General features: G+C 35.4%; 23 protein-coding genes. 12 read left to right on the top strand and 11 right to left on the bottom strand.

Going from position 1 to position 18,147, the window contains the following annotated elements:
- Positions 1-47: 47 nt before the first annotated feature.
- Together NSED_RS03930 and NSED_RS03935 are read left to right on the top strand one after the other, a co-directional pair.
- Positions 48-590: a hypothetical protein gene (locus NSED_RS03930; RefSeq protein WP_016939761.1), complete on the top strand. Its 543-nt coding sequence runs from the start codon at positions 48-50 to the stop codon at positions 588-590.
- Entirely contained in the window at positions 587-814 is a 228-nt protein-coding gene (locus tag NSED_RS03935) for a hypothetical protein (protein ID WP_014964953.1), read from the top strand. Before NSED_RS03930 ends, NSED_RS03935 begins: the two co-directional genes overlap by 4 nt.
- Before the next feature lie 330 nt (positions 815-1,144).
- Here NSED_RS03935 and NSED_RS03940 read toward each other — a convergent pair whose 3' ends face one another.
- Entirely contained in the window at positions 1,145-1,900 is a 756-nt protein-coding gene (locus tag NSED_RS03940; protein ID WP_014964954.1) for an ArsR/SmtB family transcription factor, read from the bottom strand.
- 92 nt (positions 1,901-1,992) lie between these two features.
- On the opposite strand from NSED_RS03940, the gene NSED_RS03945 reads away from it, so the two are divergent.
- The 5 genes from NSED_RS03945 (at position 1,993) to NSED_RS03965 (ending at position 4,192) form a co-directional block, all read left to right on the top strand.
- Positions 1,993-2,307, top strand: coding sequence for a hypothetical protein (locus NSED_RS03945; RefSeq protein ID WP_014964955.1), 315 nt, complete (start codon positions 1,993-1,995; stop codon positions 2,305-2,307).
- A 205-nt stretch (positions 2,308-2,512) separates the two neighbouring features.
- Positions 2,513-3,043, top strand: coding sequence for a hypothetical protein (locus NSED_RS03950; protein WP_232212203.1), 531 nt, complete (start codon positions 2,513-2,515; stop codon positions 3,041-3,043).
- Positions 3,044-3,046: 3 nt separating this feature from the next.
- Positions 3,047-3,277, top strand: coding sequence for a hypothetical protein (locus tag NSED_RS03955; protein WP_026089886.1), 231 nt, complete (start codon positions 3,047-3,049; stop codon positions 3,275-3,277).
- Entirely contained in the window at positions 3,274-3,534 is a 261-nt protein-coding gene (locus tag NSED_RS03960; RefSeq protein WP_014964958.1) for a hypothetical protein, read from the top strand. Before NSED_RS03955 ends, NSED_RS03960 begins: the two co-directional genes overlap by 4 nt.
- A complete protein-coding gene (locus tag NSED_RS03965) occupies positions 3,524-4,192 on the top strand; it encodes a hypothetical protein (protein ID WP_016939762.1) in 669 nt (222 codons plus the stop codon). Before NSED_RS03960 ends, NSED_RS03965 begins: the two co-directional genes overlap by 11 nt.
- Here the strand turns inward: NSED_RS03965 and NSED_RS03970 are convergent.
- A complete protein-coding gene (locus NSED_RS03970) occupies positions 4,185-4,769 on the bottom strand; it encodes a winged helix-turn-helix domain-containing protein (protein WP_232212204.1) in 585 nt (194 codons plus the stop codon). The genes NSED_RS03965 and NSED_RS03970 overlap by 8 nt on opposite strands.
- An 85-nt stretch (positions 4,770-4,854) precedes the next feature.
- Here NSED_RS03970 and NSED_RS03975 point away from each other — a divergent pair, with 85 nt between their 5' ends.
- Complete coding sequence (locus NSED_RS03975; RefSeq protein WP_016939763.1) at positions 4,855-5,994, top strand: hypothetical protein; 1,140 nt, start codon at positions 4,855-4,857, stop codon at positions 5,992-5,994.
- Positions 5,995-6,010: 16 nt separating this feature from the next.
- On the opposite strand, the gene NSED_RS03980 is transcribed toward NSED_RS03975, so the two are convergent.
- The 9 genes from NSED_RS03980 to NSED_RS04010 all read right to left on the bottom strand — a co-directional run bounded on the left by NSED_RS03980 (position 6,011) and on the right by NSED_RS04010 (position 14,185).
- Positions 6,011-7,156: a glycosyltransferase gene (locus tag NSED_RS03980; RefSeq protein WP_014964962.1), complete on the bottom strand. Its 1,146-nt coding sequence runs from the start codon at positions 7,154-7,156 to the stop codon at positions 6,011-6,013.
- 50 nt (positions 7,157-7,206) lie between these two features.
- The gene (locus NSED_RS03985) at positions 7,207-8,652 is read right to left on the bottom strand and encodes an ArnT family glycosyltransferase (protein WP_016939764.1); all 1,446 of its coding nucleotides are present in this window, start codon (positions 8,650-8,652) and stop codon (positions 7,207-7,209) included.
- 218 nt (positions 8,653-8,870) lie between these two features.
- Positions 8,871-9,044, bottom strand: coding sequence for a hypothetical protein (locus tag NSED_RS10250; RefSeq protein WP_016939765.1), 174 nt, complete (start codon positions 9,042-9,044; stop codon positions 8,871-8,873).
- Between the two features lie 88 nt (positions 9,045-9,132).
- Complete coding sequence (locus NSED_RS03990) at positions 9,133-9,627, bottom strand: hypothetical protein (protein ID WP_016939766.1); 495 nt, start codon at positions 9,625-9,627, stop codon at positions 9,133-9,135.
- Positions 9,624-10,226, bottom strand: coding sequence for a hypothetical protein (locus tag NSED_RS03995; protein WP_014964965.1), 603 nt, complete (start codon positions 10,224-10,226; stop codon positions 9,624-9,626). The genes NSED_RS03990 and NSED_RS03995 overlap by 4 nt, the downstream gene beginning before the upstream one ends.
- Positions 10,216-12,021: a hypothetical protein gene (locus NSED_RS04000; RefSeq protein WP_014964966.1), complete on the bottom strand. Its 1,806-nt coding sequence runs from the start codon at positions 12,019-12,021 to the stop codon at positions 10,216-10,218. The genes NSED_RS03995 and NSED_RS04000 overlap by 11 nt, the downstream gene beginning before the upstream one ends.
- Before the next feature lie 69 nt (positions 12,022-12,090).
- Complete coding sequence (locus tag NSED_RS04005; RefSeq protein WP_014964967.1) at positions 12,091-13,146, bottom strand: hypothetical protein; 1,056 nt, start codon at positions 13,144-13,146, stop codon at positions 12,091-12,093.
- Between the two features lie 19 nt (positions 13,147-13,165).
- Positions 13,166-13,321, bottom strand: a complete 156-nt coding sequence (locus NSED_RS10255; RefSeq protein ID WP_156800615.1) for a hypothetical protein — start codon at positions 13,319-13,321, stop codon at positions 13,166-13,168.
- A gap of 18 nt (positions 13,322-13,339) precedes the next feature.
- Positions 13,340-14,185 carry an ArsR/SmtB family transcription factor gene (locus NSED_RS04010; RefSeq protein WP_014964968.1) on the bottom strand — a complete coding sequence of 282 codons (846 nt, stop codon included), beginning with the start codon at positions 14,183-14,185 and terminating at the stop codon, positions 13,340-13,342.
- A 124-nt stretch (positions 14,186-14,309) separates the two neighbouring features.
- Between NSED_RS04010 and NSED_RS04015 the strand changes: the two genes are divergently transcribed.
- From NSED_RS04015 to NSED_RS10730, 4 genes are all read left to right on the top strand, one after another.
- The gene (locus NSED_RS04015) at positions 14,310-14,876 is read left to right on the top strand and encodes a hypothetical protein (RefSeq protein ID WP_014964969.1); all 567 of its coding nucleotides are present in this window, start codon (positions 14,310-14,312) and stop codon (positions 14,874-14,876) included.
- A 75-nt stretch (positions 14,877-14,951) separates the two neighbouring features.
- Positions 14,952-16,157, top strand: a complete 1,206-nt coding sequence (locus NSED_RS04020) for a hypothetical protein (RefSeq protein WP_014964970.1) — start codon at positions 14,952-14,954, stop codon at positions 16,155-16,157.
- A gap of 9 nt (positions 16,158-16,166) precedes the next feature.
- Positions 16,167-16,853, top strand: a complete 687-nt coding sequence (locus NSED_RS04025; RefSeq protein WP_014964971.1) for a hypothetical protein — start codon at positions 16,167-16,169, stop codon at positions 16,851-16,853.
- A 1-nt stretch (position 16,854) separates the two neighbouring features.
- A complete protein-coding gene (locus tag NSED_RS10730) occupies positions 16,855-18,138 on the top strand; it encodes a hypothetical protein (protein WP_048103530.1) in 1,284 nt (427 codons plus the stop codon).
- Positions 18,139-18,147: the final 9 nt, after the last annotated feature.

Below are 18,147 nucleotides of genomic sequence, written 5' to 3' on the forward strand. Positions count from 1 at the left end.
TCAAACATCCAAATCACTTTTCAATGATGTATGGGATTTCATACTGTATGAAGTATTTTTTGATTTTTCTTGTTCTGGCAAGTACAATAATGCTTGTACCTCACGTATCGGGTCTGCTCATCGATCCATATACCACACATAATGAACTAAACCAAGTCATTGCAACCGGAGATTCCTTTATGTTTACAATGAACGGCAAAGATTTGGAAAGGCCATTAGGTTTTAGACTACAATACCAAAATGAAGACGATGTACTAAAAGTGAAAATTAAAGATCCAAACGGTAACTTGGTCCTGACATCTATTACTTATGACATAAACGAATATCAAAAATCAATTTCTACTGAATTCACACCAGAGTATAAAGGAGCATATCAAGTAGAAGTAATCAACATTGGTCAATCAAATGTGTCTTTGAGTGGTTATCATGGAGAGATGTTAACCTGGAAAGAGATAGATGCCATCCAAAAAGAACATGGCTATTCTAATGAGCCACATGATCCAATCTCTGTCATTTTGTTGTTTTTATTAATTGGTAGCAGTGCTGGATTTGTATCTGGATATTTTGTAAGTGGGAGAATTAGAAAATGAGAACTAGACTCTTGATAATAATATTGGTAATCGTTGCATTTGTTCTTATTTCATTTGCAATGCCAAATCTATCCAAAGTTTATGGTAGTTGTGAAATGACTAAAAATGGAACATTACAATTTGCCATAGGTTATCAATGGACTAACGGCCTTCTTTACATTGATAATGCTGAATGTACTTGGAAGTTATTTGGTGTAATTCCTATAGCAAACCTACTTTCTTAAGAGGGATACCTGTGAAGTACTTATGAATGAAAAAATGCGGTGTTAATTAAATGACAAAAATTGACTGCACACAAATACACGTTTTAATTTGAGATGTACGTAATGATAACAAGAAACTAATTTTTGAAACCGCAAACGGGCGGCAGACGGTCGGGTCCACCATTTTCATGTTTAACCCTAGTTGTGGTGTCAATGTGATCTGACAAATCGCCCTCTCAGATTTGAAATTAGTTTTCCAAACTTGCGACAATATATTCTAAAGTATTCTTAGAATTTTTTCATAAAATTTCTAAATGGTGTTTACTTTGTACCTACTAGAGAACAACGTTTCTAAAATGAATCTTGTAATGAGGTATTTTGAAAAGACTGTATGACTTTGTTAAAAACAACTAGCGATACGATGGCTCCAATGCCTGCAAGTACTAACATTGTAATAGTGAAATCACTGCCTGTGAAATTCAATATGCTAGAATATGGATCAAAGTAAGGTGTCCCAGAACCTGCACCAGGATTTGAAACTACAATGTCTACCTTTGTTTTTGCCATGTACAGTGATTCATCTACAGAATTTGCAATACCTGTTCCTGATAATTTTATTGGCAAGCTAAAGTCTGTATACCAACTTTTTAACGGTTCAAACAATCTGCTTTCAGCAGACATTATTACTAGTGATAATGCAGTAATTGCAGATACTATTGTCATTCCAAAGAATTTGGAAATGGAATGGAATGAACGTGCCAATGATTTGCTCTGCTTTGTTTTCTCAGTAATTTTTGATGGAGTGAGAACTATTGCCATCTTTGATGTTTTGTAATAATTCATGTCTCTTGCCTTGGAGTTTTTTACAGTCTTTGATACCTGTATTAGTTCAATCTTTTGCATTTTATCCAAGTAGTGCTTTACAAGTTGCAACGACATGTTTGTTTTTTGTGCAATTTCATTTGCAGTCATCTCGTTGTAAAATAATAAATTCAAAATCTCTATGCTTGATTTATTAGAAATAACTTTGGCTAAAATTTTCATCTTGTCATCATCTAAAGAGAAAATGTTTACAGCGTTGTCTGTTTTGCATTTTTCATCATTCATAGGTGATATACTATATGGCAATATGATATGTAAGTATTAGTGAAACAATAATTTCATCAAACGCTTTATGCAAAATTCACGTAATTAACTCAATGACTGGAAAAAAAACAATCATCATGACAGGAGTAATGTTAAGCCTTTTGATATTGCCTTCTGTTAGCAGCCTTGCATTTGCACAATATCTGCCAACTTCCGGTACAACTGGACTTGATGACATTCTAGACCTCCAACAAGAGAGAGTTAGAATTGCACAAGAAAATCCAGGTACGGGCTCTGGAACTCCCATGTTTGCATTAGAGGGGGTTTTTGGAGCACTTGTTTTATCTACCGGGATATTTGGTGGAATCGCTTCGGCCTTTTTTGTAATGGGACGCAAGGGAAAATATGCCGCCATGGGAAGAGGATAAACTCTCTTTTCCCTTTTTATCTAATTTTCTAATTTTTTATCGAGTAAAAGATTCGAAGTACTTATGAATATCATAATTTCAGATTGATTGTTTGAATTCCCATATTCTTTTAGCAATTTCTGTCATTATAGTGGGGATAATTTTAATTTCAATAAATTACCCTTCTATAGACAATTTTTACAAATATTCCAAACCTTTACTAAAAATGGAATTTGAAACTATTGATCAATTATGTGATTTAGACTGCAAAATAGATTATCAATCCCAAGGGTACAATTGTCATGATATTTCTCATAACACTTTTTTTTGTTTTCCTCCACTAAACTACAATAAAATTCAAAAACAAAATGACTATTGGGATCAATTAATTCCATACAATTATGGCTATCTTGATTTACTTTATGATGATAAAGAGATCTCTTTAGGATTGATAAAAAAAATCAACATTATTGATGAGAAAAACGTTGAGGTGACATTTTCAACTGATGAGCATTCCAAGTTTATGCACGCTGAAATCTCTGATTTTGATTATTTTGAAAACAAAATTATCAGCATAGGTGATACATTCATTCCCAAATGCCACAATCAATTCATTCATGTCTACAAATTACATGATATTGCAATTCATGAAGATGTGTCATATGCGATATTTATCTATAGGATTGGAACAAGCGATATACAACAATGCGTGTTTCCACAAACCTTAGAACATAATTTTGGAATAAAATTTGATTAGAAAATGAAGACTAGGCTTTTGATAGTGATTGTAATTGCATTAATGGCCATAGGGTTTTCACCTATTCTCTATTCATCATTTGTGTTGTTCCCTCCGACAGAACCGCCAATAATGCGACCAATAGAGGGAATTGACTATGTTTTGTTTATGTATAAACAGACATTTTTGTTTGGTGGAATAATTGGTATCTTTGTAACTCTTGCAGGAATTATTATTTGGAGAAAAAGAAAATGAAGACTAGATACATAGCCATTGGCGCAACAATATTTCTTTTGATGGGAATTACAATAACAATACTTAGCTTTGAGACAATTCCTTCTGAACCTCCAAAAAATCTACCCAAAGGAATGATTCCCATAACTCCAGAAGTTGGAAAGACATCAATTCCTACAGGACCCTATATCATTTATGCCAGCATTTTTGTTTTGATTGGAACAGGAATTTACTCTTTATCTGGTTTTTTAAAAGGAACATTGGAAAATGATTTCTGAAATTCATGATATTAATCCCAAGACATGGCTAAAGCCATTTCAAAGAAACGATGTTTTCTATCTCCTAAAAATGGGGCTGTTCTATCATGGATTGAGCCTGATTTTGATGCATGCTGGGTCTAGTCTTGCAACAAGTGTTATTTCAGACTATGAAATTCCACAATTCCCAGTGTCGGTCTCACTTGCATTGAGCTCAGGATTGCTAGAAGAATCAGTATTTTTTGGAATCCCGTATTTTTTGACTGGCAATCCTCTTGTACTGCTTGGAACCGGAATAGTTTGGTCTGCTGCACATCTATTTAGCTTTGGTGTCTTTTCAGTAGAAACTTTGGCATATGGCGGATTCTTACTTACAATTCCGCACATCTTTTTTAGCATAAGAACATGGATTAGTAAAAAAGGTTGGTTTGTAATTCTGTTTCATTCTACATGGAACTTTGTAATTTTAATTTCTTACTGCATGTTAGGTTGGCGACAATGTAGTGTCTTTAATGACATGTCTGATATTCTAAATGTAGTGATGGCAATCTCTGTTGGAATGATTCTGTATCTTGCATATCTGAACAAGAAAAAGCATGCCAACAGATTTCTGTATCTGGTACCTACTGTCTTGATAATATTTGCAATGTTTCTTTCATATTCAAATGACCTCATTTGAGATTTTTCTTAAACTCTTTGTATGATTTTATCATCGAATCCATGTATTCCTCTAGACTTTTTTGCATCCCTGGAAGCTCACCGTATAATTCTGTCCAGAGTTTTTGATATTTGGGATTTGATGATAACATCATTGAACTAAAAAATACCTGCATGTCCCGAGATATTGAGTCTTCACCATTTTTTATTTTTTCAATCTGCTCTTCTACTGCACTAAAATAATTCATGTATTTTCTAAACACCTGCTTTGATTTTTTTAGATTATCCTTTGATACGTCAAATCCCTCTCCCTCCAGATCCTTTTGGAATTCTTTGTTTTCAATCCAAATGAGGTAATAGTTTTCAATCTTCTCTGCAAATTCCATGTCTTGCTTGTAAAAACTAACAATCCCATACATTGTAGGCCCGTACTCAATTTTTTTCCTACCTTTGTCTTTTGACTTGTAAACTCGAATCTTGCCTGATTTGCTTAACTGCTTAAAATGCCTGTGAATTGTGCCTATCGGAATTCTTGTCTTGCTGTTTGCAGAGTAGAGTGTAAGGGGGCCATGGTCCATTATTGCCCTGAATATGTCCATTGAGGTACGTGCTGATGTGGATATATCCGCCATACTTTATGTATTTGATAATAATGAATATATCCATTTCTATGGATATATTAGTATGAGATTCCTTCTGGTATTGATTTTAGTAACTGGCCTTGTACCCTATGCGTCAGCTGTACAACTTGATGCGGCAATTCTTTCAGGCGAGAATCCTACAGAACCATCGTTTCAATTTTTGAGAATAGTTTACATTGAATATCCAAACGGCGGTGATCTTTCTGAATCATTGCGCAAAACAAACCAAACTCTTTCTTTTGTTGCAGATTCTGACACTCCCGGCATGGATGAACTTGTGGTACAACTAAACAAAAATCTAAAAGAAATTTCAAGTGATGCAGTTGTAACTGATGCCAAGATAATTTACCATGTAATATTGAAAGGAAATCAAAACAGTGCAGTAATAGAATACAAGATGCAACTAATTCCAACAATTACAAACCATGTCCTAACAACATCATTTGAAAAGACTGTAATTGATGCAAACTGGAGGGGCATATCAATCGACGAACCGGTAATTCTTCAAACTATCTACGGATCATTTGATGTGAATAATCCAAAATCTGCACTTGATGTAATGATTCCGGATCTTTCTGAAAAACTACAAGACGTATCAATTATGCAGTTGCCATTAATCGATGCAAGTGGAATATTGGATCTTCCATTATACAAATGGCATTCAATGTTTGATAACACTGCGATAATTCCAGGTGCAGTAGAGTACAAATACATTGGAGAAAATGTCATCACTCATTATTCTATGGGGGAATGCAGCATTGATGTCGGTCCATGTGGTGACAGACAGTGGGTTCAGGAAATAGATCTTGATAAAAAATACACCATACGAGTGATTGAATCAAGTGATGATGCATCCATTTCATTTGAAGGATATGTGGATACGACTAGAATTGATGGATCTGAGGTGTTCTTAACCAGCTTGAAAACCCAAGTCAGTGCAGAACCTGACACTGATGAGTTTCCTGCAACTGTGATGTATGGGATGGCAGGATTTGCAGCAATTGGTGGAGCTGTGATGTTTGTAGTAAGCAATCGAAAACTAAAGAGAGACAAGAATGAGGGTCAGACAGGCGTGGATCCTGCTCATTTGAAGGCTTATGAAACTAGTAGTTCTTCAGGAGGATACAAAACAAACAGAGGCGAATCCCACTTGATTTTAAATGAATCAAAGACCGCAATCTAAATGTAAAAAATGAAAACTAGCTCCACACTTTTTCTTTGAATGTCCATTTCTTGTTTAACACAAAATTACTAAACGCTGCGATACCGACTGCCAACACTAATGCGATTGGATATGTGACGTTGTTCATATCTACTAAATAATACACCATTCCAAGCTGGACTAGTGCTCCAATTGAGCTAAACCCTGCAAACTTTCCGTACTGCACAAGAGTTCTTCTTACTGCAAAATCTTTGTCCTCAAATGTCCAGTACTTGTTTAGAATGAAATTACTAGTGATTGAAAACATGATTCCCATTACAGTTGCATGCAGATACCACATGTCTGCACTGAATGAAAATAACACCGATGCAAGATAATTTACTGCTAAACCTGATGCGCCGACTGTAAAGAATCGTGCTGCCTTTGAAAGGAATCTGACAGATGTGCGTTTCTCGTCTTTTCTTACCTTGCGTCCATACTTGTACAGATTCCAGACTGATTTGCAGTAATCAAAAATTGTTTCTGCACCAAGCTTGCTTTCCCCTTCTTTCCTGTCTGTGAATGTATACGGAACTTCCTGAATTTTGACTCCTTTGGTCTTTACAAGAATTTCAAGGAGCACCTTGTAGCCTATTGCATCAAACTTTAATCCCTTTATGATATTTTTTTTAAACAAGAAAAATCCAGACATTGGATCTTGTGATGAAATTCCAAGACCTTTTTTTGCAATTGTTGTTGCAACTTTACTCATTAGTTTTCTCTTAAAGGGCCACCCTTGGATTGAGCCTCCCTTGACATATCTTGAAGCAATCACAATATCGCAGCTGGTCTTCCTCAATGTCTCAATCATTTTTGGTATGATGTGTGGGGGATGGGAGAAATCACTATCCATTACCACTATTGTATTTCCAGATGCCTGCTGTATTCCATTAAGTATTGCAGAGCTCAGACCGTCTTTTGCTTTTCTCTTGATTACGTTAATTGTATGGCCTGTTTTTTCCCTGATTGATGAAAAATACTCCTCTGCCATCTTTGCTGTATGATCAGGTGAGTTGTCATCTACTACAATGGTTTCAGCCATAATCTCCTTGGGAATTGATTTTTGAATCCCTTCTAGAATTCTACAAATATTTTCGGACTCATTATATGTTGGAACGATTATGGATATTTCAGCTGATTTCAATATCCTCAAAATCTGTGCTTTGGATTAAAATGTTTAAGGTGCAATTTGCTTCACTTGTCCCATTGACCTGTCCTTACATCAATTGAGAATCCTTCCTGATTTATTCTCATGTTGGTATATGGGTAGATTCGGGTATCAAAGTCCTTTACTTTGCCATTGAAGAACTGTATTGACTTTGTGTTGTTGTATGCTTGTACTAGTTTGTCTCCTCTGCTCTGATCTAGCATAAAATGAGCATCTGCAATTACCGTAATTTTTTTGGTCTCAACTGGACCAAATAAAATCATTGCATAGTCTTTTGGTACATTATCTATGTCAAAAACATCATACAAAATCCAAGTATATACGGGACTGGCAAGAATTGTACTTTGTTTGTTTTGATTTTCTAAAACAAATGAGAGGGCCTCAAACTGGTTATATGACACGTCATTTGTTATGATCAGAACGGTGCTTGAAAATCCAAAGACCAGAATTGCCCCTATTATTCCATAATGGATTGTCTTTGATTGTAGATATTTTACCTTCTTTGGCATGTCAAGTAGCCAAATGCTTGCAGCGATGCACAAGATAGGAATGACTGGAATCCAATGGAAATACTGTTTGAATCCAATCAATGACAGAAATGCAATAAACGGCACAAACCAAAACATGACAAACTTATTTTTTGTTATTGCAGAATAGACAATCCCTGCAAATCCAATCACGAACAGCACTGGATCAATTAGAATAAAATATCCTATAATCTCTAAAATGCTGTTACTTCTCTGGCTCTGCCATAGTACGTCCTTTACCCACAAGTCAAACTGATCAAGCATTATGCTGTTTGCAGGCCACAGCATTGGTATCAGCAATACCGGAATTATCCAAATTAACATGTCTGAAAGTTTTCCCCTCTTTTGGAAAATCAGCCAGATCACTAGAGGAATGAACACAAATGCTGGAACCTTTGTAAAAATTGCAAGTCCTAACAAAATTCCTGATACTGGTGCAAGCCATGTATTTCCCTGTGATTTTGCAAAATGTATTGCAAGTAAAATTGATGAAAGTAAAAACGGCAAGAGAATTGCATCAAGTAAAATCCTATCAAATATCCATGTGTATGGCATTACTGCAAACAGAGAAGATGATAGTAATGCGACATCATTACCAAACTTTACTTTGGCAATTTCATAGATTAAAAATGTGCTAACAATTGCAACAATCCCCATGAATATTCTTGGGATGAGATACAGGCTTTGAAGCGAATCAGGATCAGTTGATATGTTGTCTGGAGGATAGTTTGTAATCTGTAAAACTCCTGCAAGAACTATCTGTCCGAAATATGGGTGATCATACAGATAACTCTCCTGTGGGTTTCCAGTATCAATTGTATTCATTGCCCTTCGCATGTAGATTCCTTCATCAAAGAAAATGTCTGGAAATCCAACTGGATTTACTAGGTGAATGAACGTTGCAAGCAGCAAAGGAATTAGAATAAAATATTTTTTCTCCATCATTTTAGATTATCATTCGCATTGTCTTATTTTAAGAAAGCAAACTATCTTATTGATTTAGTCATGTGGTTAACTGATCTGACAAAACCCGACAGAGGATTCAATGTGCAAGCCTGTTAAGATTAGCAAATATTTTATTAAAAATAATTGACATTAACTAGTCTCAAAAGAACACCTACAAAGGAGTAAGTCTTATCGGATTGTTATCAAAAGTCTAGTTTTCATTTTCTAATACTGAAACTGAAAAATGGGCCATAAAATGAAATTAGCTTGTATTCTCTATAGTTTTTTTTGTATTCATCATTAATTTTGAGATAATATGGCTCGAGTTTTTCTTCTACCACAATTTTAAAAATACTGAATCCTGAATTATTTTGGAAAATTTTCCAATTCATAAAGATAGTTGATCTGCATTCTTAATAATTTTTAAAAAATAAAAAAACAATCCTGCTGATGGCACTCTTCCTGTTTTCATTTTAACTATTATAACAAACCATCCGATTCCAAATCTGACAAATACAAAAAGTCTGTATGGTCTGCTGCCTTGCCATATTGAACAGAAATAGAATAGATTCCATTTTGTTCCCACAATGATCCTCCAATGGGCAAAGACTCTTCAAATGTATTATCATCCGATATTGCCACCTGTAAAATAGATACAACCTCCAATAACGGATTGTATATTGTAATTGTCAGATTGGTGTTAGACCCTATATTATCTACATATCCAGATATGATTACGACATCATTTGTGTGGTATTCTTGCTTGTCTGTCTCTACATGAACAGCATATACATCATCTGAATGTACATAATGTTGATTTTGGTAAACGGTAAGACAATTCCAAAAATTTGGATTTCTAGGAGTTTCAGCAAACACTGGTATTGTTCCACATTGGTACATGAACACCTGATAAGCACCAAAAAATAAGATAGTCGACAGACTCACAGTAAGAAATATTTTGTATTTAGTTCTCATTTTCTTTTTCTCCAAAGAAAAAATACAGACATCCCTACAATTGGCAAAGCAACTCCAAGGGGTAAGAAGATATTGCGGACAAGTTTCCCAAACTCACATTCTTCTACACTATACAGTCCTGGACCTCTACAATCATGTGATTGTGAAGATTTGATCTCGTGCGCATCACTAAAAGCATGAGTTGAACCAATAGTTTCAAGAATTTTAACATCGTCATTCCTGCCATCCAAAAACCATGAGCCATCACATGTAGTTGTATGTAGACTGGCATCAACTATCTTTGCATAAATTAGGTATTCTTTATCCTTGATCAGATTTATTCCACATGCAGTACTGACCTTTGCAGTAGATACAGGAACGTGTCCGTTTTTAATCAAGGGAAATGAATCTGCTCCTTTCCATACTTTTTGAACGCTAAATCCTGCTGCAATAGAATCATTTGAAAAATCCCAAGGAACCTCATACACAGTTCCAGAAAAAACTACGTCTGCCTGATTAATTCTTTGTTCAACGGTCAAGTCATCACATAAACATGCAAATGCAGTCCCAGAAAATCCAAGTGCCGCAATTACAATTATTATCAAAAGTCTAGTCTTCATTTTCCACTCTACAATAGTAATAATCTAATGGTAATCGCTCATATCCAGAATCTCCAACTATCAAATACCTTCCTTCCTTTTCACATGTTGGAAAATCTGCAAAGTCTGATTCATCCCAAATTCTTAGAACATCTCTAGGTGGGTAAACGGGCTCATAATATGGACAAGAGTATACAATGTGATGTTTGTAGATTAGATTATCCGTTGTGTAATCATTACCAATTTCTTGCTTCATATGATATACTTCTAATGTTGGGGAAGTACAGCCATTTCCCCATCCAGATTCAACTACTCTAAATGCTGGTGAAGAACCAAGTTCTACGTTTCTTGTCAAGTCTTCAAGTTTGATGTTAATCCATGTTGGAGGGGTTGTACTTTGAAATTTTATTTCGTTGACATCAGATATTTTGTAATGTGAAATCTCAAAACACCTATCCAGAGCTATACCACTGGTATTTTCTCTGTCTAAAGTTGCAGTTTTTATTTCGCAAAAATTAATAATTTTACCATCAACCATTGAGAAATACTTTGTCATATCTTTTGGAAATTCATCAGAAGGTGTAAGTACGTAAATGCATTCATCGTTATAGATTACTTGGTTTGGAAAACAATGAACTTCAGTAAGCGTGTAGGTAGGTTCAGGTTCTGGAGGCGGAGTACTTGGTTCAGAATCTAAACAAGCAAAATTTTGCAATATTGTTGGAGGAAAAATATCTCCATTGGATACTTCTATTCTATAATATCCAGTTTTATCACAAACAAATTCCTCAAAGTCATTACCCATAGAATATGAATTAAAAGTACCATATGTACCATCATGATCAATGCAAAGTTTGTCTAAACTATTTTCAAGCACAGATTGATAATTGATGTCAATTATTCTTAGTTGAGGATTCGAGCAATCAGATGATATTCCCCACTCTAACAATTCAAACTGAACTTTATCGCCAACATTGTAATGATATTGGTGTGGTGTAATTGCATATTCCAGGTATTGTTCTCCTAAATGATACTGTTTGGAATATTCCTCAACTGCCTTTCTTTTCTCATCAAGAGTATCAACAGGAGTACTATTGTATGAAAAAGTTCCCTCTAACATCATGGACATTATGTTTCTTCCCGTCCACTCCATCTCCTTTTCTGGGAAAGGGCTTGCAGGTAACATCAAACGTAGCTTTGCCCATCCTCTACTGAGAAGTTCAGATTCTGTGTCTGCAAAAACACATGCAGGTTTGTAATGAGTGTTCCAGACAGGAACTTTATCTTTGTCACAAATGATATGACCCAGTTTAATTCCAAGTTTCATTTGTTTATGTGGAGACGGCATATCAAATGGAACTGGATAAACGGTACGATCAAGTGTTCCTCCTCCATGATTTTGTCTGACTACAAATTCTTGTTTAATGAATGCATCAACAAATTCTACTTCAAGATAATATTTTCCAGATTCATTGATAATTATAGGCTTATTTTTATCATATCCAATTTTTGTTTGCACTGGACTTGAAACAATAGCAGGATCACAAGATATGTCTGCACCCCAGCCCAAAATAAAATTGCCGTCATCATCAGTTATTTTTGCATCATAAGAATTGCAATTTCTATCGCTTGGTTTTTCTATAATGAATTGTATTGGTTCTCCAATGATATTTACATATGAGAAATCAATGAATTGGGATTGTTCTTCTAGTTGCATGGGGGAATTATCACATGGCAATGAATCACATAATCCAAATACACTGGGTGCAAATATTACAGAGCCTGCAAAAATCAGTAAAATAATGAAAATTTTCATAATATGATTAGAAAAACAATACGAAGTTCATAAAGCGTTCTAAGATTTTGTGATGGGCCATGATTATTTTTATCCAAACCTGCTATCAAAAAGAGAATTCATTCTGGCAAGACATGTTTTTTGCAAATCTCCATCAAGTTTCTGGCAAAACTGGTCTGCTTTTTCATCAGATACAAATCTGGTAAGTGACTCAATTGCACCAATCACGCATTGTTCCTGATATTTTGGAGGAGTGGAATTACACATCAAGATTGTCTTGTCTACGACATCAAAATTGTCTTTTGTCAGATGTGCTGCAACCCCTTTATAGCATATTGGAATGTATTTCGGGTCAGGTATTCCAGAACAGAAGGAATATGCAGTCTGCAAATCATAGTTTGCATGAACCAAAAAATAGTTTGCCTGATATCTGTAACATAAAGTGGCAGCTTCAGAATTTTTTGTGCCATTAATTTGGTTACATGGATAATACATGTCAGATTTGTCAAAATCGCCACCTCGATTTTCGGCATACTCGCCCATGTTTTGCATGAACAGACCTCCATTGCACATGTAGATTTCATTCCAGTTATCAAACTCATTGCACCTCTCAAGTGCTTGCGTTGTGTTATAGTTGTAAATTTTGATAAGACTATGGCCCATGCCATGAACGCATTCACTTTTTGCATTATCCCCCAATGCATCACTGACAATTTCACATGACTTCTTAATGTCTACAGATTCTATAGGGGTGCCATCAAGCATGTTTTCAATTTGAATTGTATTTTCTAGTAACCCGTGCATAATTCCTGCAGCACATCTATGATCAGATAGTTCAGATGCCTTTGACAAATCTCTATTAACATATCCGTATAGAAATTCTCCTATATGATGAGCCGATGGATGACAGTAAAAGTCTGCATCGACATACAAGTCTATCAGTTCATCTAGAGTCAGAAAAACTGTTTGTGTAGAATTGTTACGAGATAATTCATAGAGCATGTCAATGGTGCATTCATCGTCATCATAGCATGAATCAAAGATGGAATCAGCATACGATACTGGCGTAGGCTGTATGCTAATTACAAACAGCGTAAAAATTCCAGATACTGCAACTAGCATGATTGTTAAAAATTCATTTTTCATATTCGTGCTATCTCTGATTCTAATCGTCTTCTGTTGGTACGTGTAGAGTATCTAACACGGGTATTGCAGCAGGGGCAACGCAGGAATCTTTTTTTAAAGTAATAATCACAATTTCTGCAGTAACACCCACCTGTATGATATGCAACATGTCTTGTTGAAGATTCTGATTGTGCACATCTACCTTTACAGAATGTCATGAATTTTTACCTCGCAATTTTTTTTGTAGTTTTCTTTTATTGTACCATCGTGAAAGTATTCTTTCTAAAATTATTCCACCTGCAACTACTGCTACTGGAACTGCAATTGAGATTATGAGTTCTAGTGTAGGATCTCCACTAGTTGCATTTGTTCCATCAAATGGTTGTGGATATACGGTTCTGTCAAGACTTACAGATCCTGTGTTTGCCCTGTCTTCGCTTAATTGAAATGCAAATTCATCAATTCCAGAACTGCTTGGTTCTGGTTCAGGATGAGGTTCTGGCTCGTGTATTGGCTCTAATTCTGGGCTTGAAGATACCGTCATATCCGCATCAGAATTTGTAATCTTCTCTGATGCCGAACTCCACTCATTAGCAACTATCTTGGAACTTTTTTCTTCAATGCTTTCTGACTGTTCCAATACTGGCATCAACTGATTATTGGGTTTAACAGTAAGCCATGAAACAATCCCTGCCATTCCTATTGCTGCAAACTTGGAGAATTTCTTTAATGAATTAACTAGAGAACTAGTTGACTTTTCTGATGTTATTAGAAATGATTGGTTTGTGGAAACATAGTATTTCATTTCCTGACCCTTTGCAGAAATTCCTGTCTTTGATACTTTGATCATCCCTGCGGCCTGCATTCTTTTTAGATGGTGTATTGTCAATGTCAGCGACATGTTGTTTTCTTGTGCAATTTCATTTGCAGTCATTTCATTGCCGTTTGAGACTAGTTTCAAAATTTTTCTGCTAGAATCATTGCTAAATATCTCGCCAATCAGCTTGATCTTGTCATCTTCTGTTGAGATGATTTCGATGTCTTCATCCTCGTCGCTCACGATACATCGTGCTATCATATTTTATGAATTAAATGTTCGGTAAAATTTAGATTTCATCAAACGTTATAAACAAAAAATCATTCCCAACATTACTAATGAAAAGTATTTTGTTTGGGGGGCATAATTGGAAAGACTAGTAAAAATTGGAATTGTCATAGCAATTGCAATAGGGTTGATTTTCTTTTCATTGTTTTTAATAACGATTATTCCTCACATTGTTGCAAACACACAGAGAGATTGGGGCGATATTTTAACGCCAAAACTCACAGATGATGATGCGATGGAAATTTTTAGTAGCGAACAGGTCTATTCAAAATTCAAAGAAAAATATCCTGATGCCAGTGAGGTTCTTAAAAATAATAACAACAGAAACGCGCGTATGGAATTGACTGCGATGAATTTTACAACTTTTCATTATATCACATTGAATATGGATTATGACATACGTGATCAGATGCTGGACTATTCAATCAGGTGCAATCTTTCAGGCGATGAACGACTTCCAAGTGCTAGGGATACATTGGCAATTCTTTATCTGCAATACACTCAATGCTTGCAAATTCCAAAAAAATCCTTTGTAAATGGGAATGAGGATGTAGTTTATCATGACTATGATGAGAGTGTTTATCCTGTACCGTCAGCATATCAATTGGCAGTAGAGCGTGAAAGCGCAGGACTACGTGCAAATTGATCTATTGTGATTTTATCAGGCTGTATACAAAACATCAGAAGAACTTTTCAATGATGTGCTAGGGTTTCATACAGTATGAAGTATTTTGTAATTTTGGGGATTATTGGTATTTTTTCAAGTATTCTAATTGGGTTTCCGTATTCTGATGCATTTTTTGAAGAAGGTATGGTTATTGAAGTTCCTGGACAAAAAATGAGCATATCGCAAAATGTTATTTCGCCTGGAGAAACTATGTTTGTTATTGGAAGCTTTGAGCAACCTGTAGATAATTTTACTGCTAATATTTTCAAAGATTATAAAAATTCCAATGATCTAGTTTTAACATTAAACCTCCCTTCAAATGAATTTGGAGATTTTAGTTTTAACTTTACAATTCCACAAGATTGGACGGGAAATTATCGCATGGTTTTAGAAAATGGACTTCAATTCATGGATGGAGAATTTGCAGTAAGAACAAATCATGTGGGTGGATCTTTAGATCGTACAGTTTATCCGGTTCCGTGGAGCATGTCTCCATTAAAACAAATCAAATCTGGAACTTATGGGCAAGATATCCAATGCCGTGATGATCGGGTACTGGTATTAAAGAAAAGCAGTGAACTGTATTCCTGTATAAAACCTGAAACAGTTCCAAAACTTTTTGCACGAGGTTGGGCGTTAAACGAAGTCAGAATTATTAATACTGATACTATGGAGTATGGAAAAACAATTAAAATAACTGGAGTTGTTGACAGACTGAACACACCTGAAGGTTTTGAGTACCACTTGATTCCTTTGCGTGAAGAACTTCCGCGAATCGAGTATACGGGATATGATACGTTGAACTTGTTTTCAACAAAAGACACTGTTCATCATTTTCTTCGAAATCTTGAAGGAAAACTTGTAGAAATTGAAGGGAATTTTTTGCTTGATGACGGAGAATATTTCAGGCACTTTTCAGGATTTCCAACCGTTCCAGTAGAACAAATGAAGATCATTTCAGACAATGAAGATTTAAAATATTCAATTGACGGTGCAAAGATCGTATCAATTGTCAAAGTTCCAGACCATATGACTCTTAACATTGTGCTTCAGGAGGCAAAAAAAGGTACTCTGGAGATAACGATTCCACGGGATTTGATTGATGCCAAGATTGGAGAATATGATGATGCCTTTTTTGTACTAGTTGATGGAATCGAAGTGGCTTTTGAGGAAGAAAGCAACAGTACTGAAAGGATGTTGACTATTGCATTTGAAAAAGATACACGAACAATACAAGTGATGGGAACCTCTCCATTGTGAGAATAGAAAATGAAAACTAGACTTTTGATAATTATTCTAGTAGTTTCAATAATGATTCCAACAAACTCTTTTGCAGAGCCTCCACCTAATTATCAAGGAAGTTTTGAATATTCGAAATGGGTTGTAATTGGAAACATTACTACAGTTGAAATTTTATCTGAACCTGATACAAATCGTGCAGGATTTGCATTGTACACATTAGATATTGAAAAATATCTAAAAAACCCTATTGACAATTCTACCATTACAATTCTTGGGCATTATAATATTGAGGAAGTGGGAAGAACTACTGCCTCTAAATTATATGAAATTGATCAAAGGGTTTTGTTTTACATTCAGGAATTGAAGAATGTTCCTGGATATGATTACATAGTTAGAGATAGGACATCTGGAGTCATTACCGAAAAACTTTGTCCTGAAAATACTTCTTATCAAACAGGCCTTTGTTTTTACAACGATGATCCAAATAGGGCACATCCGCCTTGCATCAATCGAACAATGGAAGATTGTAAGCAACATAGAGTGACATTTTATGATGAATCCGAAGAGATAGTATGCGGTGCAGGCACAGAAAATATTGAGGGAATATGTCAAGTCATACAAACAGACAGAATGAAAACTATGGGCGATGATGCGCCTTTCTTTGGCATCTTTGCATACTTGGATAATTTTATCTCATGGATATTTGGGAACTAAAATGAAAACTAGGTTTTTGATAATTACCGTATTTATCATTGCGTTGATTCCAGTGACTGCCAAATCATTTGCCGAAGGGTCATTTAATGGGCATTCAAGTATTGATCCTCCCTTGTCAGAAGTAATTGCCGGTCAATCAACTGAAATGAATATCAGATTTTCGTATACAACTGGGCCATATGCATTAAATAATTTTACTCCTATAATTGAGGTAAATCCTTCAAGTGCCAAACAATTTGTCAAAGTAGAAGTTGATTCTCTTGAAATTACACAAGGACAAATCAAAAGGATTCCTGTAACCCTTACTGTGGATTCACACACTGAACATGAAAAAATATTTCTTAGCATCTCATATGATGGATATCACTTTCAATCTGGCGAATTGTACAAAAGTTCATGGAATGATCAAGTTGCTCTTGATGTCAAAGGCGCACTTGTTCCAGAACCCAAGTCAAGTAAACCAATTTCCCAAAACTGTGGGCCTGGAACTGTTTTGCAAGATGGAATCTGTGTCGAAGAACAGACATCACAGCCAAACTCTGATGGAATATGGGGGGGCGTAACTGAAATTCCATCAAAAATATCTCCATTAAAACAATCAAAATCAGGTATTCCTTTTGATAAAATACAATGCAATGTAGACTTGATTTTAATTCAAAAACATGATGGTTCTCCTGCATGTGTAACTGAATCAACCAAACAAAAATTAATTGAAAGAGGGTGGACTGCCAAAGACGATTCGATATTAAAAACCAGTACAAACTGTATGACACTTGAACAAAGCAAAGAAACTGCACCATTTTTCAAAACTCCTGCATACTTGCCTGATGGATATTCCTATGTGTGTTCACAGTCAGGCACTCCGTCTGAGTCGTACATAGTGTATCATCATCAAGAAATTCAGGATTGGGACATACCTGAATTGATAAGTGATGGTGCAATTTTCATTTACCAAATTGATGAAAGAAATATCGTCAGTGCAGAAAAGTTGGAAACTCTTGGAACCGCAGAGCAGAGAACCCAAGATGATTATGACAGTGTGATGGAGGTAAACCCTTCACTGCAGCCACAACTGATAAGAATTAACGGAATGTTGGCATATGCAGTTGACTCGTGTCCTGTTTGTGGAATGCAAACTGCAAACTTTCCTGATGGAACGTTTATACAAAAATCTACTTCTACTGAAACAAAAATCAAATTCATTGATGAAAATGGAGTTAATTATATGCTAAAAACGACCTTACCGTTAGACGAATTAATTTTGGTAGCAGAATCACTTCAGTGATGTTTTGGA

The organism is Candidatus Nitrosopumilus sediminis, from assembly GCF_000299395.1.
GTDB classification, from domain to species: Archaea; Thermoproteota; Nitrososphaeria; order Nitrososphaerales; family Nitrosopumilaceae; genus Nitrosopumilus; species Nitrosopumilus sediminis.

Excerpts from the sequence above, each read along its gene's own strand:
- NSED_RS10250 (WP_016939765.1), bottom strand. The coding sequence starts at position 9,044 with ATGAATTGGAAAATTTTCCAAAATAATTCAGGATTCAGTATTTTTAAA.
- NSED_RS03935 (WP_014964953.1), top strand. The coding sequence starts at position 587 with ATGAGAACTAGACTCTTGATAATAATATTGGTAATCGTTGCATTTGTT.
- NSED_RS03950 (WP_232212203.1), top strand. The coding sequence starts at position 2,513 with ATGGAATTTGAAACTATTGATCAATTATGTGATTTAGACTGCAAAATA.
- NSED_RS03965 (WP_016939762.1), top strand. The coding sequence starts at position 3,524 with ATGATTTCTGAAATTCATGATATTAATCCCAAGACATGGCTAAAGCCA.
- NSED_RS03990 (WP_016939766.1), bottom strand. The coding sequence starts at position 9,627 with ATGAGAACTAAATACAAAATATTTCTTACTGTGAGTCTGTCGACTATC.
- NSED_RS03940 (WP_014964954.1), bottom strand. The coding sequence starts at position 1,900 with ATGAATGATGAAAAATGCAAAACAGACAACGCTGTAAACATTTTCTCT.
- NSED_RS04000 (WP_014964966.1), bottom strand. The coding sequence starts at position 12,021 with ATGAAAATTTTCATTATTTTACTGATTTTTGCAGGCTCTGTAATATTT.
- NSED_RS04025 (WP_014964971.1), top strand. The coding sequence starts at position 16,167 with ATGAAAACTAGACTTTTGATAATTATTCTAGTAGTTTCAATAATGATT.
- NSED_RS04020 (WP_014964970.1), top strand. The coding sequence starts at position 14,952 with ATGAAGTATTTTGTAATTTTGGGGATTATTGGTATTTTTTCAAGTATT.
- NSED_RS03985 (WP_016939764.1), bottom strand. The coding sequence starts at position 8,652 with ATGATGGAGAAAAAATATTTTATTCTAATTCCTTTGCTGCTTGCAACG.
- NSED_RS03970 (WP_232212204.1), bottom strand. The coding sequence starts at position 4,769 with ATGGACATATTCAGGGCAATAATGGACCATGGCCCCCTTACACTCTAC.
- NSED_RS03955 (WP_026089886.1), top strand. The coding sequence starts at position 3,047 with ATGAAGACTAGGCTTTTGATAGTGATTGTAATTGCATTAATGGCCATA.
- NSED_RS03995 (WP_014964965.1), bottom strand. The coding sequence starts at position 10,226 with ATGAAGACTAGACTTTTGATAATAATTGTAATTGCGGCACTTGGATTT.
- NSED_RS03975 (WP_016939763.1), top strand. The coding sequence starts at position 4,855 with ATGAGATTCCTTCTGGTATTGATTTTAGTAACTGGCCTTGTACCCTAT.
- NSED_RS03945 (WP_014964955.1), top strand. The coding sequence starts at position 1,993 with ATGACTGGAAAAAAAACAATCATCATGACAGGAGTAATGTTAAGCCTT.
- NSED_RS10730 (WP_048103530.1), top strand. The coding sequence starts at position 16,855 with ATGAAAACTAGGTTTTTGATAATTACCGTATTTATCATTGCGTTGATT.
- NSED_RS04005 (WP_014964967.1), bottom strand. The coding sequence starts at position 13,146 with ATGAAAAATGAATTTTTAACAATCATGCTAGTTGCAGTATCTGGAATT.
- NSED_RS03960 (WP_014964958.1), top strand. The coding sequence starts at position 3,274 with ATGAAGACTAGATACATAGCCATTGGCGCAACAATATTTCTTTTGATG.
- NSED_RS03930 (WP_016939761.1), top strand. The coding sequence starts at position 48 with ATGAAGTATTTTTTGATTTTTCTTGTTCTGGCAAGTACAATAATGCTT.